This window comes from Roseateles asaccharophilus, from assembly GCF_004362405.1.
GTDB lineage: Bacteria > Pseudomonadota > Gammaproteobacteria > Burkholderiales > Burkholderiaceae_C > Kinneretia > Kinneretia asaccharophila.
Genome location: NZ_SNXE01000008.1, coordinates 103,142 through 123,942, shown reverse-complemented (window position 1 = coordinate 123,942; position 20,801 = coordinate 103,142). Strand labels below are relative to the sequence as shown.

The window sequence follows — 20,801 nt, the reverse complement described above, 5'->3', positions numbered from 1 at the left end:
CCTTTCTAGACAACGCGTCGATGAGGCATCGACAGGCTGAAATTTAGACTCGGCGATACTTCGCGTAAATTCGATTTTTCAAGCCGTATATTTCGATTTATACGAATCTTCAAGACACCCGATCATGAACTTCAAGCATCTGCAGTACTTCTGGGTCACGGCCAAGGCGGGCGGCATCGTGCGCGCGGGTGAGCAACTCAACACCACCCCGCAAACACTCTCCAGCCAGATCAAGCTGCTCGAGGAGCGGCTGGGGCGCAAGCTCTTTCGCAAGGCCGGCCGCCGGTTGGAGCTCACCGACGAGGGCCGGCTTGCCCTCAGCTACGCCGACCAGATCTTTGCCCTGGGCCAGGATCTGGAGTCGCGGCTGCGCCAGGCGCGTCAGGGACGGCGCCAGCTGGAGCTGAAGGTGGGCGTGGCGGACTCGGTCTCCAAACAGGTGGCCTACCGCCTGCTGGAACCGGCCCTCAATGTGGAGGAGGACCTCCACCTGTCCTGCCACGAAGGCAAGTTCCAGGATTTGCTGGGCCAGCTGGCGGTGCACAAGCTGGATCTGGTGCTGGCCGACGAGCCCCTGCCCCACAAGGTCAGCGTCAAGGCCTTCAATCACGCCCTGGGCTCAAGCCCGCTGAGCTTCTTTGCCGCGCCCTCGCTGCGCAAAAAGCTCAAGGGCCGATTCCCCGATTGCCTGAACGACGCGCCCATGCTGATCCAGGGCCAGGCCGCAGCGGTGCGCCCCCTGCTCGAGGCCTGGCTGACCCGACACGAGCTGCACCCCCATGTGCTGGCGGAGTTCGACGACGGGGCGCTTATGAATGCCTTTGGCCGTCAGGGCCGGGGCGTGTTCACGGCCCCCACGGTGCTGGAGCAGGAGACCTGCGCGCAGTACGGGGTCGAGCTGCTGGGGCGCAGCGATGAGCTGGTGCAGGAGTTCTATGCCATCTCGGTGGAGCGCCGGCTCACCCATCCGGGCGTGGTCGCCATCACCGAGGCCGCCCGCGGCAGGCTCTTCGGAAAGTAAAACACCCCGTCGCAGGGCTGCTGCGGCGGGGTGTGCAAGAGGAGACGGTGCGGCTTACTTGGCCAGCAGCTGGTTCACCGCCGCCACGTCTTCGGCCCGCAGCTGGCCCGAAGCCTGGCGCAGGCGCAAGCCGGTCAGCACCGTGTCATAGCGAGCCTTGGCCAGATCGCGCTGGGTGCTGTAGAGCTGGTTCTGGGCATTGAGCACATCCAGATTCACGCGCACGCCGACCTTGTAGCCCAGCTGCGTGGCCTCCAGGGCCAGCTTGCTGGAAGCCTCGGCCGCCTCATAGGCCTTGACCTGGGCCTGCAGGGACTGCACCCCCAGGAAGGCGCGGCGCGTGCCCTCCGCCACCGAGCGGCGGGCGAAGTCCAAATCGTTGCGCGCCTTCTCCTCCAGGGAGAGCGTCTCCTTGATGCGGTTCTGGTTGTAGCCGCCGGTGTAGAGCGGCAGATTCATCTGCACACCCACGGTTGCAGCCGTGGTGGTGCCCGGGAGCTGGGCCCCGGAGCCACGGGCATCCGATACGCCCAGGCTGCCGGTCATGTCCACGGTCACGCCATTGGCGGCGCGGGCCTTGCCGGTTTCCAGCTGCGCCACCTCCAGACCCAGACGTGCCTTGCGCACCAGCGGGTGCAACTCGTCGGCCTGGTTCACCCAGGGCTCCACATTCAGGGGCGCTACCGCCGGCAGGGCGACGGGCAGCGCCAGGGGCTTGGGCTCGACGCCGTTGCGGCCCACGATCTGGTCCAGGGTGACGCGCTTGACGCGCAGATCGTTCTCGGCCGCCAACTCCTGGGCGGTGCTCAGGTCGAAACGTGCCTGGGCCTCGCGGGTGTCGGTGATGGTGGCGGTGCCCACCTCGAAATTGCGCTTGGCCGAAGCCAGCTGCTCGGCATTGGCCGCCTTGTTAGCCCGCGTGGCGGCCAGCACGTCGCGCGCCGCCAGCACATCGAAATAGGCCTGGGACACGCGCACGATCAGGTCCTGCTCGGCGGCCTCCAGATCGGCCTGGCTGACCCCCAGGGCGCGACGTGCCTGTTCGATGCTCAGGGCGTTGGCACGGTTGTAGAGCGCGTACTTGGCGTTCAACCCGGTCTGCCAGGTGGTGGTGCCCACACGGTCACCGCTGACCTGCACCGTCTGACCGTTGACCGTGGCGAAACGGCTCGGCGGATCGGCCTGCTGGTGCGTGCCGCTCAAACCCAGACCCAGGGTCGGGCGCGCCAGGGCATTGGCCTGCTCCGCACGGTGCTGGGCCGACTCGGCTTGCGCACGCGCCGCCAAATAGGAGGCGTCGAAAGCGCGAGCCGCCTCGTACAACTCCTGCAGACTCTGCGCCTGCGCCGCCGCGCCCGCGAGCAGCAAGCCCAGGGCCAAGGGAAGACGGGCCAGGCGCCCACAGGCGCTTGCGGCTCGAATCATGGGGGTCTTCGTCTTCTTGTGATCGGCGAGCATGTGTCTTCCTTGCTAGGGCGAATTCGTGAACGGGGCGCTGTCAGTAACGCGGCACTGCGGGGTCGACCTCCACCGACCAAGCCTCAATGCCGCCGGCGAGGTTATAGACGTTTTCGAAGCCCTGGCGCTCCAAAAATGCGACGACCTGCAGACTTCGCATCCCGTGGTGGCAATAAACCACGATGGACTGCGAGGGGTCCAGCTCTGCCAGACGCTCCGGAACCTGCCCCATGGGCATGAGGCACTGCGGCCCCGCCGTGGCAATACGAGCGAGCCCGGCCTCCCAGGGCTCACGCACATCCAGCAGCAAGGGGGGCTGCGCCGAGTTGAGCAGCCCGACAGCCTCCCCGACCGGCAGTTGGCGCGGCATCAGAAGCTGAAAGCGGAGGCCTCGGCGAAACCTGCCAGGCGGGGAACCACGGTGTCGAACAGCACCTGCGTCTTGAACTCATTGCCCACACGGGTGTAGAGCATGGCGCGCATCACGGGCTCGGAGCCCACGACAGCGGCCAGGCGGCCACCTGGCTTGAGCTGCTCCAGCAGGGCGCGAGGCACCTCGGCCACCGAGCCGGACAGCAGGATCACGTCAAAGGGCGCCTCGGCCGGCAAGCCCTGGCTGCCGTCCTGGGCCAGCACCTTCACATTGAGCACGCCGGCGCGCTTGAGATTCTCGGCCGCCTGCTTGGCCAGCTCAGGCTGGGACTCCAGGCTGATCACGCTCTGGGCCTTGTGGCCCAGCAGGGCGGCCATATAGCCGGAGCCCGTGCCGATCTCCAGCACCTTCTCGTGGCGGGTGACCTTGAGCTCCTGCAGCAGACGGGCTTCCACGCGCGGGGCCAGCATGAACTGGCCATGGCCCAGCGGGATCTCGGTGTCCATGAAGGCCAGGGCCTTGTGGGCGGCCGGCACGAAGTCCTCGCGCTTGAGCAGGGTCAGCAGGGACAGCACGCCCTGATCCAGCACGTCCCAGGGACGGATCTGCTGTTCGATCATATTGAAGCGGGCTTGTTCGACGTTCATGGTGGAGCGATCCTTCAAATACATGCTGCGCGGATTCTATTTCGCCGCTCGGCGAGTCTGATGTCAGGGCACCACGCCGGAGCCCGGCGGCACCCGCTCAACCGGAAGGCGGGCGTTGCAGAAGGCCTTCCAGCATCAGGTCCATCTGCACTTCAAGCACTGCCATGGGCTCGGGCCAGGGCGTCGGCATGTGGCAGGCGCCGAAGGCACTGAGGAACAGGGTTTGCTGCAGCACCGGCGCAATCAGCACCTGGACCGTCTCCGCCAGGGGCAAGGGCCTGAACTCGCCGCTGTCCATGCCGCGCTGAAGCACGCTGCCGAGCAGTCTGTGGCTGGGTGCAATCACCTCGTCCACATAGAACTGGGCCAGCTCGGGAAAGTTGCGAGCCTCCGCGATCATGATCTTGCAGATGCCGCCCGCGGCCCCCTGCCCCACACGACGCCACCACTCGGTCATCACGAAGCGCAGCAAGTCCGCCACGCTGCCGCGATGCTGGGCCACCACCTCATGCCCCTCGGCAATATGCACCGCCAAGCTCTCGCGCACCACGGCCTTGAAGAGCTCTTCCTTGCTGGGGTAGTAGAGATAAAGCGTGCCCTTGGACACGCCGGCACGGGCCGCCACCTCCTCGGCGCGGGTGGCTGCAAAGCCCTTCTCCACGAAGAACTCCAGCGCAGCCGCCAGCAACTCCTGAGGCCTCGCCTCCTTCCGACGCTGACGCGCGGGCTGGGCGGTGGGTCGCGATGGGCTGGACTTGGGCATCGAAATACTGACTGATTGGTCAGCAATGTAGTCAAGCACCCCCAGGGGGTCAAGTCATCGGGGGCGGCTATCATCGCCGCCCGCATCAAGTTTTAGGGAGTGAACGCGTTGGATCTCATGCCATTGATCAAGGCCGCCTTCATGGGCGTGCTGGAGGGGCTGACCGAATTCCTGCCGATCTCCTCCACCGGTCATCTGCTGATTGCCCAGCAGTGGCTCGGGCCCAAGTCCGACCTCTTCAATATCGTGATCCAAAGTGGTGCGATCCTCGCCATCACCCTAGTGTTCCGTGAGCGACTGCTGAGCCTCGCTGCGGGCTGGCGCCAGGCGGAGCAACGCGACTACCTGCTCAAGCTCGCACTGGCCTTCGTGGTCACCGCTGGCGTCGGTCTGCCGGTGCGTTTGATGGGCTGGAAGCTGCCCGAGACCGTGGTTCCGGTGGCACTGGCCTTGATTCTTGGCGGCGTGGCGATGCTCGCCATCGAGCGCGCGCTCGCCCATCGCCCCGGGCAGACGCATATCGGCTGGAATGTGGCCGTGTGGGTGGGCTTGGCCCAGGTGGTCGCGGGCGTGTTCCCCGGCACCTCACGCTCCGCGGCGGCGATCTTCGCGGCCATGCTGGCCGGCGCACTCGCACGCCCGGCGGCGGCCGAGTTCGCCTTCCTCGTCGGCATTCCGACCATGTTCGCCGCCAGCGCGTTCGCCGTGCTGGAATACGCCTCCAACACGCAGGCGCCACCTGAGAACTGGGCCGCGCTGGCCGTGGCCTTCGGCACGGCGGCCTTGACCGGCTTTGCCGTGGTTCGCTGGCTGATGGCCTGGATCAAGGGCCACAGCTTCGCGCCCTTTGCTTGGTATCGCATCGCCTTCGGCATCGCGGTGCTTCTGGCCGCCTGGGCCGGCCTCGTCGCTTGAACGGATTGGGGGCAGACTCCAACGCGGGCTTGGCCCCTCTGAGATAATCCGCCCATGACGATCACCATCAAGACCGGCGCGGACATCGAGGGCATGCGCATCGCCGGGCGCCTGGCTTCCGAAGTGCTGGACATGCTGACCCCCCATGTCAAGCCCGGGGTCAGCACCGAGCAGCTGGACAAGCTGGCCCATGACTACATCGTCAATGTGCAAAAGGCCATTCCCGCACCGCTGAACTACCAGCCGCCGGGTTACACGCCCTACCCCAAGTCCATCTGCACCTCGATCAATCACCAGGTCTGCCACGGCATCCCGAATGACCGCCCCCTGAAGAACGGCGACATCGTCAACATCGATGTCACCGTCATCAAAGACGGCTGGCACGGGGACAACAGCCGCATGTATGTGGTGGGCGAAGGTTCCATCGCCGCCAAGCGCCTGTGCGCCTTCACCTACGACGCCATGTGGAAGGGCATCCAGAAGGTCAAGCCCGGCGCGCGCCTGGGCGATATCGGACATGCCATCCAGACCTTCTCGGAAAACGCCGGCTTTTCGGTGGTGCGCGAGTTCTGCGGCCACGGCATCGGCAAGAAGTTCCATGAAGAGCCCCAGGTGCTGCACTATGGCCGCCCCGGCACGCTGGAGGAGCTGGTGCCGGGCATGATCTTCACCATCGAGCCCATGATCAATGCGGGCCGGCGCGAGATCCGCGAGATGGGCGACGGCTGGACCATTGTGACCAAGGACCGTTCGCTCTCCGCACAATGGGAGCACACGGTGCTGGTCACCGACAGCGGCTACGAGGTGCTGACCCTGTCGGCCGGCAGCCCGCCGCCGCCTGACTTCATCACGGCCGCCGCCTGAACGCCCTCACCCCCATGAGCCAGGGCCCGGATATCGCCGAGCTGCGGCGCCAGTTCAAGCAGGACAAGCAGGCCCTGCTGGCCAGCTTCCTGCAACAGAAAGCCTCGGTCACGGCGGCTCAGCGGCTGATGCGGCAGTTGGCGCGCCAGGTTGATGCCACGCTGCAAGCCCTGTGGGCTCAGGCTGGCCTGCCCGCCGGCACCGGCCTGGTGGCCGTGGGCGGCTATGGCCGCGGCGCCCTCTTCCCGCATTCCGATGTCGATGTGCTGCTGCTGCTGCCCGACGGCATGGAGGCCCATCAGCCGGGCGCGCTCAAGAGCGCCCTGGAGAGTTTCATCACCGCCTGCTGGGATGTGGGGCTGGAGATCGGCTCCTCGGTCCGCACCCTGGGCGAGTGCATCAGCGAGGCCGCTGGCGATGTGACGGTGCAGACGGCCATGCTCGAAGCCCGGCTGCTGGCCGGCGACAAGGCCCTGTTCAAGCAGTTTGAGCGCCGCCTGATGCAGGCCATGGATGCCCGGGCCTTTTTGCGCGCCAAGCGCCTGGAGGCCCAGCAGCGTCACGTCAAGTACGACGACACCCCCTACGCTCTGGAGCCCAACTGCAAGGAAAGCCCGGGGGGATTGCGCGATCTGCAGATGCTGATCTGGATCGCGCGCGCCGCCGGACTGGGCAAGACCTGGCACGCGCTCAGCACCCGCGGCCTGATCACGCCCTTCGAGAGCCGGCAGCTGCAGCGCAACGAGGGGCTGCTCTCCCTGATCCGCTGCCGCCTGCACGCGGTAGCCGGTCGGCGCGAGGACCGCCTGGTCTTCGACCTGCAGACGGCCGTGGCCCAGAGCTTTGGCTACGCTTCCACCGACAGCCAGCGCGCCTCCGAGGTGCTGATGCGCCGCTACTACTGGGCGGCCAAGGCGGTGAGCCAGCTCAACCAGATCCTGCTGCTCAATCTGGAAGAGCAGATCATGGGCTCGCAGCAAGCCCTGATGCGCCCGATCAACGAGCGCTTCCTGGACCGTGCCGGCATGCTGGAAGTCGTCAGCGACGACCTGTACGAGCGCGAACCCCACGCCATCCTGGAAACCTTTCTGGTCTACCAGCAGACCCCTGGCATCAAGGGTCTCTCGGCCCGCACCCTGCGCGCGCTCTACAACGCCCGCGAGCTGATGAACAGCGCCTTCCGGCGCGATCCGGCCAACCGGGCCCTGTTCATGCGCATCCTGCAGCAGCCCGAGGGCCAGACCCATGCCTTCAGGCTGATGAACCAGACCTCGGTGCTGGGGCGCTACCTCTGGGTGTTCCGCCGCATCGTGGGCCAGATGCAGCACGACCTGTTCCATGTCTACACCGTGGACCAGCACATCCTGATGGTGCTGCGCAATGTGCGCCGCTTCTTCATCCCGGAGCATGCCCACGAGTACCCGGCCTGCTCCCAGCTGGCGGCCCAGTTCGACAAGCCCCATCTGCTCTACATCGCGGCCCTCTTCCATGATGTGGCCAAGGGCCGCGGCGGCGATCACTCCGAGCTGGGCGGCACCGAGGCGCGGCGCTTCTGCCGCGAGCACGGCCTGTCGCGCGAGGACACGGCCCTGGTGGTCTTCCTGGTGCAGGAACACCTGACGCTCTCGCGCGTGGCGCAGAAGGAGGACCTCTCCGACCCGGATGTGGTGGCGGCTTTTGCCAAGCGCATGGGCGATGCGCGCCGCCTCACCGCGCTCTACCTGCTCACCGTGGCCGATATCCGTGGCACCAGCCCCAAGGTCTGGAACGCCTGGAAGGGCAAGCTGCTGGAAGACCTCTACCGCCTGACCCTGCGTGCCCTGGGTGGGGCCAAGCCCAATCTGGACGCCGATATCGAGGCGCGCAAGCAGGAGGCACGCCAGCTGCTGGCCCTGCATGCCATGCTGCCCGACACGGAGGCGGGACTCTGGGCCACGCTGGAGCTCAGCTACTTTGCCCGGCACGAGGCGGGCGAGCTGGCCTGGCATGCCCGCTCGCTGTGGCGACATGTGGACGGCGGTGCCCCGGTGGTACGGGCCCGTCCCTCGCCGGTGGGCGAAGGCCTGCAGGTGCTGGTCTATGCGCCGGACCGACAGGATCTCTTTGCGCGCATCTGTGGCTACTTTGATGGTGCGGGCTTCAACATTCTGGACGCCAAGGTCCACACCACGCGCAGCGGCTATGCGCTGGACACCTTCCAAGTCATCAGCCCCGATCTGGACCTCAATCACCGTGACCTGGTCTCCCTGGTGGAAGCCAAGCTGGCGCAGGCCCTGAACAGCGAGGGCCCCCTGCCCGAACCGCGGCGCGGGCGGCTGTCGCGCCGGGTCAAGAGCTTCCCCTTCACGCCCCGCATCGCGCTGCGCCCCGATGAGAAAGCCCAGCGCTGGCTGCTGTCCATCAGTACCAGCGACCGTGCCGGCCTGCTCTATGCCATCGCCCGCGTGCTGGCGCGCCATGGCATCAATCTGCAGCTGGCCAAGATTTCCACCCTGGGCGAGCGCGTGGAAGACACCTTCTTGGTCGACGGCCCGGCCCTGCAACAGAACAAGAGCCAGCTGCAGGTCGAGACCGAGCTGCTGGACGCGGTCTCACTGCCGGCCTGACACCACCATGAGCCTGGGGCATCTGATCAAGTGTGCCGACGCACTGGCCGATCTGGCGCAGTTCGACGCCATCATCGATGTGCGCTCGCCGGCCGAATACGCCGAGGACCATCTGCCCGGCGCGATCAGCCTGCCGGTGCTGGACAACGAGGAGCGCCGCATCGTCGGCACGCTCTACAAGGAGTCGCCCTTCGAGGCCCGCAAGCTGGGTGCCGCCCTGGTGGCGCGCAATATCGCCCGTCATCTGGACGAGACCCTGCGCGACAAGCCCAAGCACTGGCGCCCCCTGGTCTACTGCTGGCGCGGCGGCCAGCGATCGGGCGCCATGAACTGGTTTCTGGGCCAGATCGGCTTTCGCTCCCGCCAGCTGCAAGGCGGCTACAAGGCCTATCGCCAGCAGGTGCGCGAGGATCTGGAGCGTCTGCCCCTGGGCCTGAATCTGCATGTGCTGTGCGGCCGCACCGGCAGTGGCAAGACACGCCTGCTGCAGGCCCTGGCCGTCGAGGGTGCCCAGGTGCTGGACCTGGAGGCCGCGGCCTGCCACCGCGGCTCGGTACTCGGCGCCCTGCCCGGCGCACCCCAGCCCAGCCAAAAGGCCTTTGATTCCCTGCTCTGGCAGCAGCTGCGTGGCCTGGATTGCCGCAAGCCCGTGTACGTGGAGAGCGAAAGCCGCAAGATCGGCCAGCTGCGGGTGCCCGAAACCCTGCACCGCCAGATGCGGGAACAGGGCCGCTGCCTGTGGGTGGAAATGCCCGAGCCGGCCCGGCTGGAACTGCTGATGCAGGACTACGCCCATTTCCACGCGGCGCCCGAGGCCTTCTGCACGCTGCTGGACGGGCTGGTGGAATTGCGCGGGCGCGAAACCGTGCGGCGCTGGCAGGCCCAGGCCCGCGCCGGCGACTGGGCCGAGGTGTTTGGCGCCCTAATGCGCGAGCATTACGACCCCGGCTACGAACGCTCCCTGCAGGGACATTACCGGCTCTTGCCGCAGGCGCTCACGGTCCGGCTTGAGGGTAGTGGTGAGACCCAGCTGCGGGCCGCTGCGCGATCGCTGATACTGGGCTGAAGCACCGGCCTGGGCCTCAGCCAGCTCGGGCAGGCCCGAGCCTTGACCCGCATCAAGGCCCTTACCGGATCTCACTGGCAGCATGCCCCCCAAGATGCGAAGCACCGAAAAAGCCTTGCAGGAGTCCCGCGCCTTTGGCGTACGCCCCATCCCCATGCTGCGCCCCCTGGGCTGGCTGGCGCGCGGCTGGCAGGATCTGAAGGCCTGCCCCGGTCCTTCCCTGTTGCAAGGCCTGCTGCTGGCTCTGGCGGGCGGCCTGATCCTGTTTTGGGCACGCCATCATTTCTGGCTGCTGGCCGTGGCGTTCTCGGCCTTTTTGCTCGTCGGCCCCATTCTGGCCACGGGTTTTTATGCCATCAGCCGCGCCTTGGAGCGGGGCGAGCGCCCGGGCTGGCACACGGTGCGCAGCGCCTGGCGTCCGCAACGCGAGCGCGGCGGCCGCTTGGTGATCTTTGGCCTGCTGCTGGCCTTTGCAGGGGCCGGCTGGGTCATCACCTCTGCCTCCCTGATCACGGCCCTGGCCAGTGCGCCGGTGGACACGCCGCTGGACTTTGCACGCCATGTGGTGCTGGATGAGCGCAGCATGCTCTTCGAGATCTGGCTGGGTCTGGGTGCGCTGCTGGCCGCGCCGGTGTTCGCCTCCACGGTGGTGGCCATCCCCATGCTGCTGGATCGCGACATCTCGGTGCTGGGCGCCGTCTACACCAGCTGGCGCGTGGTGATGGAGCATCCCGCGCCCGTGGCCCTGTGGGCCCTGCTGCTGCTGAGCCTCAGCCTGCTGGGCATGCTCACGCTGATGCTGGGCCTGATTCCCTTGCTGCCGCTGCTGGGTCATGCCAGCTGGCATGCCTACCGCGACCTGGTGCGAGCCCTCTGATGTTTGGTTTCAGCGAAGAGCAGATTGCCACCTTCGGCCTCAGCTTCGGGGTCGGGGCCTTCATGCTCTATATGGTATTTATCATCATCCAGCTGGCGCGCGAGTCCAAGGCGGGCCGCTTCGGCACCTTCATCCTGCTGCTGGGCCTGGGTTTCGGCCTGGTCGGCTATGCCGCCAAGGGCGTGATCAAGTACTTCCTGGGCGGCCTGGAGCACTGAAGCCGGCCCCGGCTCAGAGCAATGCGCTGTACCAGCGCAAATCCAGCAGCTTGCGCGTCAGCTGGTGACTGCGGCCCTGCGGATCCACCAGATCGCGCAGGATGTCGAAGTGATTCAGGCCCGGCAGCTCCTCGCAATGGGGCACCACGCTCTCGCCCCAGGCCTGGCGCAGCAACTGATTCTGGCGCCGGAACTCCTCGCTCTCCTGGGCGCCGACCACGCAGTAGATGGGCGCCTGGGGTGCCGGGAAATGCACCGGCGAGAGCCGTCGCACCGCGCGCGCATCCAGGCCAAGATCGGCCTGCAGAAAAGGCGTGCGACGAATGGGCGCCAGATCATGCAAGCCCGAGATGGACAGCACGCCCTTGACCAGATGCCGCGGCAGATCCCGCGCCACGGCCTTCCAGTCGCAGCAGGCCAGCATCGCCGCCAGATGTCCGCCGGCCGAATGCCCGACCAGGATGATGCGATTGGGATCGCCCCCGTAATCGGCCACATGGCGCCAGGTCCAGGCCAGCGCCTGGCAGAGCTGCAGGGCGATGTGCTCGATGCTCACCGCGGGACAGAGGGCGTAGTTGGGCACGATCACCAGGGCCCCCTCATCGCTGAACACGGGCGCGATGAAGGAGTGGTCCGACTTGTCCAGGGCTCGCCAATAGCCCCCATGCAGGAAGACCAGGACGGGTGCGGGCTGATCGACCTGAGCCGGAAACAGGTCCAGTCGCTCACTCGGCGCCGCGCCATAAGCCAGATCCAGCTTCGCTTGCGGCGAGAGTTCCCGGCTCAGGGCCGAAGCCTCGGTCCAGCGCGCCATGATGCGGGCGCTGTCGGGCACACGAGCCCGGTTGTTGTACTGCTCATCGAACCACTGCGGCGACGCGCCAGACATGGACACCCTCCTTGAGTCGAGCCCTGGGACGCTCTGCATCGTGCGACCGACGCCATGCGTTTTGGCACCAGGCTCGCCCCGAGTGTCGCAAAGCCAAGCCCGCCGGCAGTGGCAGAAAACCCGTAACTCCCATGAGACCGGGTAGCACAAGCTCGATTTCGCAGCGCTATACTGGCCCGCGCCGTGGGGGGGTAGCTCAGCTGGGAGAGCGTCGCGTTCGCAATGCGAAGGTCGGGAGTTCGATCCTCCTCCTCTCCACCAAACTCTTCTAAGGCCTTGATCTTCAAGGCCTTTTTCTTTTGTTCGATCGACTTGGGCCCGGCTCACCGCCAAACATCCAAGCTCATGCATCCGAACACACCACCGTCTGAGTCCATCACTGAGCTTGAACGGAGCCTTCCTGCCGACGATCTTGCCCTTGTTCCAAGGCTCGCGATGAGCCGCATTGGCAAGGGTGCCCATGATGGTCTGCCGTCGAGTTGAGGGCCGGACAAGATGCGCTGATACACCTCTGGGGATGTCGCCCTGGGTCAAGCTCGACGCCATCGCGTTTGGGCTGTGGAGCTGCTTTCCGGCTCGATCAGCAACCCATGGAACCGGCCAGAAGTGTCAGTTCGCGTGCGTGCCCGAAAGCGGCCACTCAGGCGCAGAAAGCACCCTGATCAGCGACTGTCGACGGCAAACTCGGCGACCGGGCAGGACGCGATCGACCGTAGCTTGATCCTATTGGCCGCCAGGCGGCTCTTTGTCCCGTTTGGGCAAGCGAACCGCCACCTTTTCTTGCGCCCAGGCCAGCCCCCTCTTCGCCACATCGGCCGTACGCTCGGCGGCCAAGCCAGCGACCTCGGCCGCTTGCGTCTTCACCTGTTCCGCGCTCGGCAAGCGCTCGCGCGTCAATGCCGCAGCCTTGCGGGCTGCCGCGAGAGCCTGCGCGCTTGCTTCGCCCATGACCACTTTCACCTGATCACCACTCGGCAGCTGATCTCGGGTCCAGTCGGTCGCTTGCCGTGCGGCAACATAGGCCCGCGTCGCAGCTTCACTCGCACCGGCCTTGATCCGTTCTTCGCTGGGCAAGCGCTCCAGCGCCCAGCCGGTCGCATCGGTGAGCACGGTTTTCACCTGCCCGGCGCCGGCGCCAGCAAGCGTCATGGCCCGCGCCCAGGCCTCAGCCATCTCGCCCGGTGGCGCGGTGGCGACCAGTTGCACCGTAGTGGCAAGCGCCTGCTCTTCGGCCTCACTCAGCGGCCCACCGGTTTCCAGCATCGCGCGCAGAAAAGCGCCCAGATCCTTGGCAATGGCCTGGTGCTTGCAATCCGGGTTCAGATGCAAGAACTCGGCGGCCTCCGCCGCCATCGACTCGATCGAGCCCTCCATCAGCCGCGGCTCGACGGCTGCCACGGCCTGCTCAACGAAACGCCGATTCATGCCCCAGTCATCGACGAGATAGCGAATCAGGAATGCGCGTTCCGCGGCCTCGATCTCGCCATCGACCGCAGCCAGCCGAAGCGCGAGCGGCGCAATCATGTCGAAGATCGCCAAGCCCAAGGTGTCCAGCGGCGTGTTGAGGTACTTGGGGATCTCGATGACCCGCTCGCCCTTGGTGTTGCCCAGCAGCCGGTACATGCCGTAGCAGGCGCCACCGGAAGCCAGTGCCGCCAGCGCCACCCATCCGATCGGCGTGGCCGATGCCCCCAGCAGTCCCGCCACCATGCCGGTCTTGGCCACCGCCGCACCTGCGCCAGCAGCGCCCAGCACATCCCACACCTCGCGGGTGCGGTTGATCATGCGCAGCGAGGTATAGGCATCCTCGCCAATCGCCAGCCGGGCTTTGAAGCGCAAGGGCTCGGCGACGACCTGTTCGGCGTCGACGAAGGATGGTGCGCAAAGCAGGGGCGGAGTGTCCATAGGCGGGTGTCGATCGCTGGCAAGGGGCGAGAGAAGACCGATCGCTACAGTCTAGCGACATCGCAGGGCGGGCTTCGTGTTTGCGGCAGCCGGCTGGGCAGGCGCAAGGAGTCGCTCGCGAGCCCCGGCTCGGCTCGGCTCGGCTCGAGGGACCAGAATTGACTTAACGGCGTTGGAGACGCAGCCATCGATGGGGGCTGTGGTCGGTGATCGACTGCTTTGTATGGACGCTATGCGTCCGCGCAATTCATCGCGAACGACGTGCAGGTGCACGCATGCGATTCATGTCTTGTGCCAACCAGCGACTGGTCCATCGCGGCACCCGCCCAGTGGCTGCCACCCAGGCGAACAAGGTCAGCAGGCCTGCAGAAAGGACCAAGTCCGGGACCTCACCTAGGGTCAGAGGCCAGTGGTTCTCGTGAAGTGCTACCAGGACGTTATTGACCACAGCCACACAGCTGAGAAGTACGACGATGGCGGCAAGCACGCGGACCCACGTCCGGACCTTGTAGGGTGGCTTCATTTGCTCCATGCGCAGATTCTCGCCTAGGCGCATTTCGATGTCAGGTCAGTCGAATGCCCGGCATGTCTTCACTGAACACACCTTGACCTTCGGCTTGGCAGACACCCTCAGGCGAACGGCTAAACGCTCTTTGAGGCCCTACGGTCGCTCAAGCTGGCCCACGCGGCCTCATCGCCTAGTGAATCGCCCAGCACGCCCTGCGTGAAATTCAGCTTGCGGGCGTGGTCGTGCGCATGGCCTACTCCTTTGGCCTGAGTCGAGCACGGGTCACGGCCGATATGGCGGAGCGCTTCAACGCCGCATTCGTTGGCTTGTGCAGGACGGGCCGAGTCGCGGAGTTGCTCAGGCCCTTTGGGATGCAGGCCTCGGCTTGCTGAACCGTTCTCGGCGACAGAACACCGAGAATGTCCGGGGCGACGCCATGTTTGGCGGCATAGGATCGCCGCAACGCCAGCGGCCAGCGCCGCAGGCCAATCAGGAAGGTGCTTGGGATGAGTTGGATTTATCTGGTTCTGGCGGGTCTGCTTGAAATTGGCTGGCCCGTGGGCTTGAAGATGGCGCAGGAGCCGCAGACACGGTGGTCGGGCATCGCGATTGCCGTGGCCTTCATGGCGGGCAGCGGATTTTTTCTGTGGCTTGCCCAGCGCCATATTCCCATGGGCACGGCCTACGCCGTCTGGACCGGCATCGGTGCGGCGGGCACCTTCCTGGTGGGCGTCCTGGTCTATGGCGATCCGGGCACGCTGATGCGCTATATCGGCGTGCTGCTCATCGTGGCCGGTGTGGCCACCTTGAAACTGGCGCACTGACGTCCTTGCCCCAAACGCGGCCTCGTGGCGCCGCCAAGCGCCATGCTGGCGCCGGCGGCGTGCCAGGCCTGTCTGGGCTGGCGATGGAAACGAGGCCTAGCCAGCCTTGCTATCAAGCGGGAACTTGCTGCAACCCAGGCGGGCCGAGATATCGCGGCTGGCGTCCTGCAGCATCTTCACCACCTCGGGGGCCTTGGCCTCGTCGTAGCGGAAGGTGGGAAAGCTCACGCTCATGCCGGCGATGGGCTGGCCCAGGCGGTCGAAGATGGGCACACCCAGGCAGCGGATGTGGTCGTCGAACTCCTCGCGGTCCTCGCCAAAGCCCTGGGCCTTGACGCGTTCCAGCTCGGCGGCAAAGGCCGCGGGCTCGACGATGGTCTTGTCGCGAAAGCGCTTGAACTCCGCGCCCTGCAGCACGCGCTGGCGCCGCTCGGGATGCTCCCAGGCCATCAGCACCTTGCCGATGGCCGTGCAGTGGATGGGCGCGCGCCGACCCACGCGGGAGTACATGCCCAGCATATGGCGCGAGTCCACCTTGTGCACATAGATGATCTCGGAGTCGATCAGGGTGCCCAGGTGCACGGTCTCGCCGGTGGCGTCGGCCAGCATCTGCATATGGTGCTTGGCCAGCTCCACCAGATCGGGGTATTGCAAGGCCTTGGCGCCGAGCTCGAAGGCCTTCATGGTCAGGCCGTAGCGCTCGCTGTCGCTCTCCTGGCTGACATAGCCCAGGGTCTTCATGGTCTGCAGAAAGCGGTAGACCGTGGCCTTGGGCATGGCCAGACGCACCGACAGATCGGAGATGCCGGTATCGCGCTGCTCGGACAGGGCCTGCAGGATGGCGAAAACCTTGAGCACCGCCGCCACCGATTCGGGCTGTTGTTTACCGCCCTCGTTCAGATCGTCGTCCATGCCGTTTCGCTTTGTTTGGTCTGGCGTTTCAATTGGACTGGATTATTGCACCGGCGCCGGCACGCACCCGCTGCGCCACGGCCTCGGCGGGGTCCAGCGGGCCGCGCAGCAGCGGGCTCCAGCCCGGCTCTTCGATCAACGCGGCCTCGGGATGGGCCTCGCGCAGCAGGGCCAGCAGATCGATGGGCCGGCCGTTGTGCGCAGAGCCGCTGTCGCGCAAGCCCTGACCCTTGAGCAGGCGCACGAGCTGGCGGCTGGGGATGTCGGACGAGGTCTCGAAGACATTGGCCTCGCTCACGATGCGCGAACGCAGGCCCACGCCGATGGAGTAGCCATAGGCATAGTCCCCGCCGCCGGCCGCGGCGCTGCGGCCCACGAAGAGGTTGTTGTAGAGATGGACCTGGCCGTAGCGCACCCGCGGCGTGCGTTCCTTCACCGCCTCCCAGAGGTTGTGATGGAAAGTCACGCGCAGCCGGCCCTCGTCCTGGCGGTGGGCGTCGCTGCCGCCCACCAGGGTGGTCTTGTCGTGGCGGCTGAAGCGGTTCCAGGACACGGTGACCAGATCGGACTGCTGGGTGATGTCCAGCAGCCCGTCGTGATGCTGCAGGGGGCGGCCCAGGGCCACGCGGGCCTGGCCGTCCACGCGCGGGCCGTCGTCAAAGCTGCAGTGGTCGATCCACACATGGCGGGCGCCGCGCAAGGACAGGGTGTCGTACTCCGAGTTCCACTCGCCCGCCGCGTTGTCATTCGGGTCCCAGGCGGGGAAGAAGTCGTAGGCATCGGCGAAATGCAGGCCGCGCAGGATCAGGTTCTGCACCCGCTCCAGCAGCACCATGCCGTTGATGAAGCCGGCCTCCGGGCCCACGCCGATCAGGGTGGTGTTGGAGGGCAGGCGCAGCACCACGCGCTCGGCCTGGCGCCGCACCGAGCGCTTGCGCGCCTCTTCCAGCGGGCCCTCGGGCGGACGCCGGCCCCAGCGCGCGGGGTCAAAGGTCTGCACATAGGCCTGGAAGTCGAAGTCCGGGTCGCGGTAGTCCTCATAGCCCAACGGCCGGTCCTGCGCGTCGCGGCTGAGGTCGATGCGGCGGTGCAGGCGGATGATCTTGGGCCGGCTGCCCGCCGCCAGCGCCCGCTCCAGCTCGGCGCGGTTGTGGACCTCGTACACATCCTCGGGCGCCGCCGCGCTGCCGCCCGTGGTGCCGCCCTCGGCCGCGGCCCAGCCATCGTCCAGCGCCAGGCGTTCGCGGCCCCAGTCGCGCGGAGCGGCGCGGTTGTTGAATTCGCTCAGGCGGTTGACGCCGGCCTCGAAAGGGCGGCGCGCGGTGCTGGCCGCCCAGGGCCCCAGATGCGGGCCCAGCTCGCTGTCGCGGATCAGGGCCTGGCCATTGGGCCGTGTGCCCTCCGGCAGATCGGCGCGCCAGCTGCCGGGCTTCACGCCCTGGTCCCAGGCGCGGCCCAGGGAGGCGCTGCCGTCCCGCAGGCCGGGCTCGGCCCGCATGCGCACGCCGCTGAGCAAAAAGCCGTAGGGCTCGCTCGTCAGGGTGCTGGGCGCCAGCACATGGCCGGGCTCGCCCGGCGCACGGCGGCCGGCGCGGCTGAGCACGGTGCCGCCCTCGATCACCAGGCTGGCATTGCCGAAGATGAAATCCACATCGCCGGCGATCAGGCTGTCGCGCACATGGACGCGGGCCGGCCCGGGACGCTGGGCCTCGCGGGCCACGCAGAAGGTGTCCTGGTGGCCCAGCAGCTCCAGCTGCTGCAGCTGGTGGCGGTCGCCCTGCAGCAGCAGGGCCACGGCCTGGGCGCCGCCGCGCTCACCCGCGCCAGGTGGATAGCCCTGGCCCAGGCGCACACCGTCCATCGCGTCATTGACGATGCGCAGGTGCAGCAGCTGGATGCCCTCGCCGATCAGGGCCACGCTGGCGCTGCCGGCCGTGCCGTAGCTCGCAGCCTCGGCCGCGCCCACGCAGGCATTCACCGCCTGCCCCACGGGCTTGGGCTGGGCGCTGTAACGCCCCTCCACCAGGGTGGGCCGCGGCGCGGTCGGGTCGCCGTAGAGCGTGAACGGCGCCTTGCCGCGGGCACACAGGGGCTCGCGGTACACGCCGGGCTTGACGAGGATGTAGCGCCGCCGCCCCTCCCCGGCCGCCCCGGCCTTGGCGGCCTCGGCGGCCGGCAGGGCATCGAGCGCGGCCTGCACCGTGCGGTGCGTGCCGCTGCCATCGGCCGCGACGATCCAGTCCGGCCGCCAGGCGCTGGGGTCCAGCGGCTGCGGCTGCCAGCCCTGCAGATAGTCTGCCGCCTGATGGCGCGCGGCCTGCTCGGCCGTCAGCTGCGGCCGCAGCAGGGCCTGGGCCTGTGTGCTCAGTGCCGTGGTCAGCAGGCAGAGCGCCAGCGCGGCTCGCCTCATGCCGGCAGATCGGCCAGGTACAGCGCCGGCTCGCCTTCGGCGTCGCAGCTGTAGAGCACCTGCTTCTCGTCGGGCGTGAAGCTGGGGTGCGGATGCGTGACCTGGCGGCTGTCCTTGTAGACGCCCCAGCTGCTGTCGTGGCGGGCAATCGGGCGGGTGGTGCCGGCCTTGAGGTCGAAGAGATGCAGATAGGGGTCGCCCGTGAGCATCTCGTTGCTGGCGCTGGCGTCGCCGGTGGCCGGCCCGCAGCCATCGCCCACGATCAGGCTGCCGTCATGGTTGCTCATCAGGTGCGAGCACTGCGGCATCGCGGTGAGCAGCTTGTTCTCCAGCGTGACCGGATCCAGGCTGTAGATCCAGCGCTCGGGCGCCTCGTGCTTGTAGCTCACATAGATCATGGCACTGCCGTCCGGCACCCAGAACTCATGGGTGCAGCTCTCGCCCGGCGCGTGTTCCTTGCCGCAGCGGCGGTTGGTGCCGTCCTCGTTGATGAACCACATGCGCGCATCGATCAGGTCGTGCGGCCCCTCGTGGCAATAGGCCACGGTGTTGTCGTCAAAGGGGCGGTACTGCGGATGGCCCAGCCAGCCGCGCTGCTCCAGGATCACGCGGCGCTCGCCGGTGGCCAGGTCCACGCTGAAGAGCCGGCAGCGCGGCTTCTGGTGGAACATCTCATTGAACTTTTGCCAGGTGTTGAGCGGGAACCAATCGTCGGCATGGATCTCGATGCCCACCATCTTGGTACAGGCGCTGTTGCTGACCCAGGTGCCATAGCCCACCCAGCCCTCGGGCACGGTGTAGACCACCTCCTCGCTGAGATCGGCCAGACTCAGGCGGATCAGCCGGCGCTCCTGGCGCACGAAGTACAGATATCTATCGTCCGGCGAGAGAAAGCCGCCAAAGCTGTTCTCACCCGGCTGGTCCGTCAGCTGCAGCGCCACCTGGTTCTGCAGATCGAGCAGGTGGTAGTTCCAGTCCTTGCCGGCCGGATGGTCGAAGCCACCGGCAAAGAGCAGCTTGCTGCCGTCATTGCTGAAGCACTTCTGATAGAAGTAGTTGCGGTGGCAGGTCACGTCCAGGGGCGTGAGGCGGGTGACGCGGGCGCCGGTGTCGGGGTCCTGGCGGCTGAGGAACTTGAGCTGGCGTTCGGTGCGCTTCATGGCTTCACTTGATGCGGTTGAGCAGGGCATTGCCCTCGTCGACCAGGCGCTTGGCAGCGGCCTCGGCCGTGGTCTTGCGGTAGGCGACGGTCTCGAAGACCTCGCGCATAAACTTGTGCAGCCGCGCATGCTCGAACAGCGGCGAGGGCATGGGCACGCGGCCCGCCCGGCGCTGGGCCTGGATCTGCTCATAGGCCGCCAGCTCCAGCGGCGGCAGCTTGCCGGCCTGCTGCAGCAGCTCGAAGCTGTTCTTGGCGGCCGGCAGGCCGCGGGTGCGGCCCAGCAACTGGGCGGCCTCCGGGTCGGTCAGCAGGAAGTTGATGAAGCGCGCGGCCAGGGCCGGCTGGCGGCTGTTGCGGCCCACGGCATACATCAGCGTGGGGCGGCCGAACATGCCGCTGTTTTTCGCGCCCGGCAGGGTGGGGAACTCGCCCAGCACCAGCTTCTGCTGCTTGTCCAGGGTGGAGTTGCGCAGCGCGATCACCGAGTCCCAGGTGTAGTTGCCGGCCCAGCGGCCTTGCACCCAGTCCTGCTGCTGCTCGGTGGGCTTCTCGGCGCCACCCAGGGCCGCGCGCAGCGGCAGCGGCACGGCCACATGCTCGTTCACCAGGCGCTCGTAGACCTGCACCCATTCCAGGGCCGCGGCCGGGCTCATGGCCACGCGCGGCGCCGTGGGGTCCACATAGGGCGTGCCGTACTTCTGCTGCACCCAGCTCTGGGCCAGCAGAATCATGTCGTAGAGCTCGCCATCGATGGGGTAGGCCTTGTCGCCATACTTGGCGCGGAACACCGGGCCGGCGGCAAAGAGCTCGTCCCAGCTGCGCGGCAAGGCCAGGCCGGCGCGCTGGAAGGCGGCCTCGTTCCAGAGCATGACGCGGGCGCTGTAGGACACCGGCAGGGCATTGAGCTTGCCCGCCACGCGGCCCATGGCCAGATCCTCGGCCTCGAACTGGTGCAGGGCCAGGTCTTGCCGGTGGGCCTCGAGATCGGTGAAGCCATTGCCGCGCTTGCTGAACATGGCCAGCCAGGCCCAGTTGATCTGCATCACGTCCGGCTCGGAGCGGCCGGCGATCTGGGTGGTCAGCCGCTCCAGATAGCCGTTGAAGCCCATGTACTCGGCCTTGATCTTCACGCCGGGATGGCGGCGCTCGAACAGGGCGATGGCCTTGAGCGTGGCCTCATGGCGCGCCGCGCCGCCCCACCAGGAGAAACGCAGCACGGTGGGGGCCTGGGCATACGCAGCCAGGGGCAGCGCGGCGGCGCCCAGCAGGAGATGTCGTCGATCTAGCAAGTCAGTTCTCCATGCGGCTTAGCGGCACATGCGACGCAAGCAGCCGCTCGAGCCAAGCGGCGTCCGAGGATCCGGCTTTGCCGGGCCTGCGGAT

Annotated in this window: 18 protein-coding genes and 1 tRNA gene; 9 read left to right on the top strand and 10 right to left on the bottom strand. The window is 67.1% G+C overall.

Annotated elements, in window-relative coordinates; all coding sequences use genetic code 11:
- Nucleotides 1-124 precede the first annotated feature (124 nt).
- Nucleotides 125-1,021 (top strand): transcriptional activator NhaR, encoded by an 897-nt coding sequence (gene nhaR, locus DFR39_RS16080; protein WP_133604784.1) that lies wholly within the window; start codon nucleotides 125-127, stop codon nucleotides 1,019-1,021.
- Nucleotides 1,022-1,075: 54 nt separating this feature from the next.
- On the opposite strand, the gene DFR39_RS16075 is transcribed toward nhaR, so the two are convergent.
- From DFR39_RS16075 to DFR39_RS16060, 4 genes are all read right to left on the bottom strand, one after another.
- On the bottom strand, nucleotides 1,076-2,446 hold the full coding sequence (locus DFR39_RS16075) for a TolC family outer membrane protein (RefSeq protein ID WP_133604782.1): 1,371 nt from the start codon (nucleotides 2,444-2,446) through the stop codon (nucleotides 1,076-1,078).
- Between the two features lie 73 nt (nucleotides 2,447-2,519).
- The gene (locus DFR39_RS16070) at nucleotides 2,520-2,849 is read right to left on the bottom strand and encodes a rhodanese-like domain-containing protein (protein ID WP_133604780.1); all 330 of its coding nucleotides are present in this window, start codon (nucleotides 2,847-2,849) and stop codon (nucleotides 2,520-2,522) included.
- On the bottom strand, nucleotides 2,849-3,499 hold the full coding sequence (locus DFR39_RS16065) for a protein-L-isoaspartate O-methyltransferase family protein (protein ID WP_133604778.1): 651 nt from the start codon (nucleotides 3,497-3,499) through the stop codon (nucleotides 2,849-2,851). The genes DFR39_RS16070 and DFR39_RS16065 overlap by 1 nt, the downstream gene beginning before the upstream one ends.
- A 97-nt stretch (nucleotides 3,500-3,596) precedes the next feature.
- Nucleotides 3,597-4,262, bottom strand: a complete 666-nt coding sequence (locus tag DFR39_RS16060) for a TetR/AcrR family transcriptional regulator (protein WP_211343891.1) — start codon at nucleotides 4,260-4,262, stop codon at nucleotides 3,597-3,599.
- A gap of 117 nt (nucleotides 4,263-4,379) precedes the next feature.
- On the opposite strand from DFR39_RS16060, the gene DFR39_RS16055 reads away from it, so the two are divergent.
- From DFR39_RS16055 to DFR39_RS16030, 6 genes are all read left to right on the top strand, one after another.
- Entirely contained in the window at nucleotides 4,380-5,177 is a 798-nt protein-coding gene (locus DFR39_RS16055) for an undecaprenyl-diphosphate phosphatase (RefSeq protein WP_133604925.1), read from the top strand.
- A 54-nt stretch (nucleotides 5,178-5,231) separates the two neighbouring features.
- Complete coding sequence (gene map, locus DFR39_RS16050; RefSeq protein ID WP_133604776.1) at nucleotides 5,232-6,041, top strand: type I methionyl aminopeptidase; 810 nt, start codon at nucleotides 5,232-5,234, stop codon at nucleotides 6,039-6,041.
- Between the two features lie 14 nt (nucleotides 6,042-6,055).
- Nucleotides 6,056-8,647 carry a [protein-PII] uridylyltransferase gene (locus tag DFR39_RS16045; RefSeq protein WP_133604774.1) on the top strand — a complete coding sequence of 864 codons (2,592 nt, stop codon included), beginning with the start codon at nucleotides 6,056-6,058 and terminating at the stop codon, nucleotides 8,645-8,647.
- A gap of 7 nt (nucleotides 8,648-8,654) precedes the next feature.
- Entirely contained in the window at nucleotides 8,655-9,713 is a 1,059-nt protein-coding gene (gene mnmH, locus DFR39_RS16040) for a tRNA 2-selenouridine(34) synthase MnmH (RefSeq protein ID WP_133604772.1), read from the top strand.
- A 94-nt stretch (nucleotides 9,714-9,807) separates the two neighbouring features.
- The gene (locus DFR39_RS16035; RefSeq protein WP_133604770.1) at nucleotides 9,808-10,590 is read left to right on the top strand and encodes a DUF2189 domain-containing protein; all 783 of its coding nucleotides are present in this window, start codon (nucleotides 9,808-9,810) and stop codon (nucleotides 10,588-10,590) included.
- A complete protein-coding gene (locus tag DFR39_RS16030) occupies nucleotides 10,590-10,808 on the top strand; it encodes a DUF2788 domain-containing protein (protein WP_133604768.1) in 219 nt (72 codons plus the stop codon). The genes DFR39_RS16035 and DFR39_RS16030 overlap by 1 nt, the downstream gene beginning before the upstream one ends.
- A 13-nt stretch (nucleotides 10,809-10,821) precedes the next feature.
- On the opposite strand, the gene DFR39_RS16025 is transcribed toward DFR39_RS16030, so the two are convergent.
- A complete protein-coding gene (locus tag DFR39_RS16025; RefSeq protein WP_162849557.1) occupies nucleotides 10,822-11,697 on the bottom strand; it encodes an alpha/beta hydrolase in 876 nt (291 codons plus the stop codon).
- A 185-nt stretch (nucleotides 11,698-11,882) separates the two neighbouring features.
- On the opposite strand from DFR39_RS16025, the gene DFR39_RS16020 reads away from it, so the two are divergent.
- Nucleotides 11,883-11,958, top strand: a tRNA-Ala gene (locus DFR39_RS16020).
- A gap of 462 nt (nucleotides 11,959-12,420) precedes the next feature.
- On the opposite strand, the gene DFR39_RS16015 is transcribed toward DFR39_RS16020, so the two are convergent.
- The gene (locus DFR39_RS16015) at nucleotides 12,421-13,602 is read right to left on the bottom strand and encodes a hypothetical protein (RefSeq protein ID WP_133604764.1); all 1,182 of its coding nucleotides are present in this window, start codon (nucleotides 13,600-13,602) and stop codon (nucleotides 12,421-12,423) included.
- 1,014 nt (nucleotides 13,603-14,616) lie between these two features.
- Here DFR39_RS16015 and DFR39_RS16010 point away from each other — a divergent pair.
- Nucleotides 14,617-14,934 (top strand): DMT family transporter, encoded by a 318-nt coding sequence (locus DFR39_RS16010; RefSeq protein WP_133604762.1) that lies wholly within the window; start codon nucleotides 14,617-14,619, stop codon nucleotides 14,932-14,934.
- Between the two features lie 96 nt (nucleotides 14,935-15,030).
- Here the strand turns inward: DFR39_RS16010 and kdgR are convergent, their stop codons facing one another.
- From kdgR to DFR39_RS15990, 4 genes are read right to left on the bottom strand one after another with little or no spacing between them, the layout of a single operon-like run.
- On the bottom strand, nucleotides 15,031-15,846 hold the full coding sequence (kdgR, locus tag DFR39_RS16005; RefSeq protein ID WP_133604760.1) for a DNA-binding transcriptional regulator KdgR: 816 nt from the start codon (nucleotides 15,844-15,846) through the stop codon (nucleotides 15,031-15,033).
- Nucleotides 15,847-15,874: 28 nt separating this feature from the next.
- Nucleotides 15,875-18,256, bottom strand: a complete 2,382-nt coding sequence (locus DFR39_RS16000) for a pectinesterase family protein (RefSeq protein WP_133604758.1) — start codon at nucleotides 18,254-18,256, stop codon at nucleotides 15,875-15,877.
- A complete protein-coding gene (locus tag DFR39_RS15995) occupies nucleotides 18,253-19,416 on the bottom strand; it encodes an oligogalacturonate lyase family protein (protein ID WP_133604756.1) in 1,164 nt (387 codons plus the stop codon). The genes DFR39_RS16000 and DFR39_RS15995 overlap by 4 nt, the downstream gene beginning before the upstream one ends.
- Nucleotides 19,417-19,420: 4 nt before the next feature.
- Nucleotides 19,421-20,707, bottom strand: a complete 1,287-nt coding sequence (locus DFR39_RS15990; protein WP_133604754.1) for an ABC transporter substrate-binding protein — start codon at nucleotides 20,705-20,707, stop codon at nucleotides 19,421-19,423.
- Nucleotides 20,708-20,801: the final 94 nt, after the last annotated feature.

What these genes read in the sequence shown, in the direction of transcription:
- nhaR (WP_133604784.1), top strand. Translation starts at nt 125, where the DNA reads ATGAACTTCAAGCATCTGCAGTACTTCTGGGTCACGGCCAAGGCGGGC.
- DFR39_RS16075 (WP_133604782.1), bottom strand. Translation starts at nt 2,446, where the DNA reads ATGATTCGAGCCGCAAGCGCCTGTGGGCGCCTGGCCCGTCTTCCCTTG.
- DFR39_RS16070 (WP_133604780.1), bottom strand. Translation starts at nt 2,849, where the DNA reads ATGCCGCGCCAACTGCCGGTCGGGGAGGCTGTCGGGCTGCTCAACTCG.
- DFR39_RS16065 (WP_133604778.1), bottom strand. Translation starts at nt 3,499, where the DNA reads ATGAACGTCGAACAAGCCCGCTTCAATATGATCGAACAGCAGATCCGT.
- DFR39_RS16060 (WP_211343891.1), bottom strand. Translation starts at nt 4,262, where the DNA reads ATGCCCAAGTCCAGCCCATCGCGACCCACCGCCCAGCCCGCGCGTCAG.
- DFR39_RS16055 (WP_133604925.1), top strand. Translation starts at nt 4,380, where the DNA reads ATGCCATTGATCAAGGCCGCCTTCATGGGCGTGCTGGAGGGGCTGACC.
- map (WP_133604776.1), top strand. Translation starts at nt 5,232, where the DNA reads ATGACGATCACCATCAAGACCGGCGCGGACATCGAGGGCATGCGCATC.
- DFR39_RS16045 (WP_133604774.1), top strand. Translation starts at nt 6,056, where the DNA reads ATGAGCCAGGGCCCGGATATCGCCGAGCTGCGGCGCCAGTTCAAGCAG.
- mnmH (WP_133604772.1), top strand. Translation starts at nt 8,655, where the DNA reads ATGAGCCTGGGGCATCTGATCAAGTGTGCCGACGCACTGGCCGATCTG.
- DFR39_RS16035 (WP_133604770.1), top strand. Translation starts at nt 9,808, where the DNA reads ATGCGAAGCACCGAAAAAGCCTTGCAGGAGTCCCGCGCCTTTGGCGTA.
- DFR39_RS16030 (WP_133604768.1), top strand. Translation starts at nt 10,590, where the DNA reads ATGTTTGGTTTCAGCGAAGAGCAGATTGCCACCTTCGGCCTCAGCTTC.
- DFR39_RS16025 (WP_162849557.1), bottom strand. Translation starts at nt 11,697, where the DNA reads ATGTCTGGCGCGTCGCCGCAGTGGTTCGATGAGCAGTACAACAACCGG.
- DFR39_RS16015 (WP_133604764.1), bottom strand. Translation starts at nt 13,602, where the DNA reads ATGGACACTCCGCCCCTGCTTTGCGCACCATCCTTCGTCGACGCCGAA.
- DFR39_RS16010 (WP_133604762.1), top strand. Translation starts at nt 14,617, where the DNA reads ATGAGTTGGATTTATCTGGTTCTGGCGGGTCTGCTTGAAATTGGCTGG.
- kdgR (WP_133604760.1), bottom strand. Translation starts at nt 15,846, where the DNA reads ATGGACGACGATCTGAACGAGGGCGGTAAACAACAGCCCGAATCGGTG.
- DFR39_RS16000 (WP_133604758.1), bottom strand. Translation starts at nt 18,256, where the DNA reads ATGAGGCGAGCCGCGCTGGCGCTCTGCCTGCTGACCACGGCACTGAGC.
- DFR39_RS15995 (WP_133604756.1), bottom strand. Translation starts at nt 19,416, where the DNA reads ATGAAGCGCACCGAACGCCAGCTCAAGTTCCTCAGCCGCCAGGACCCC.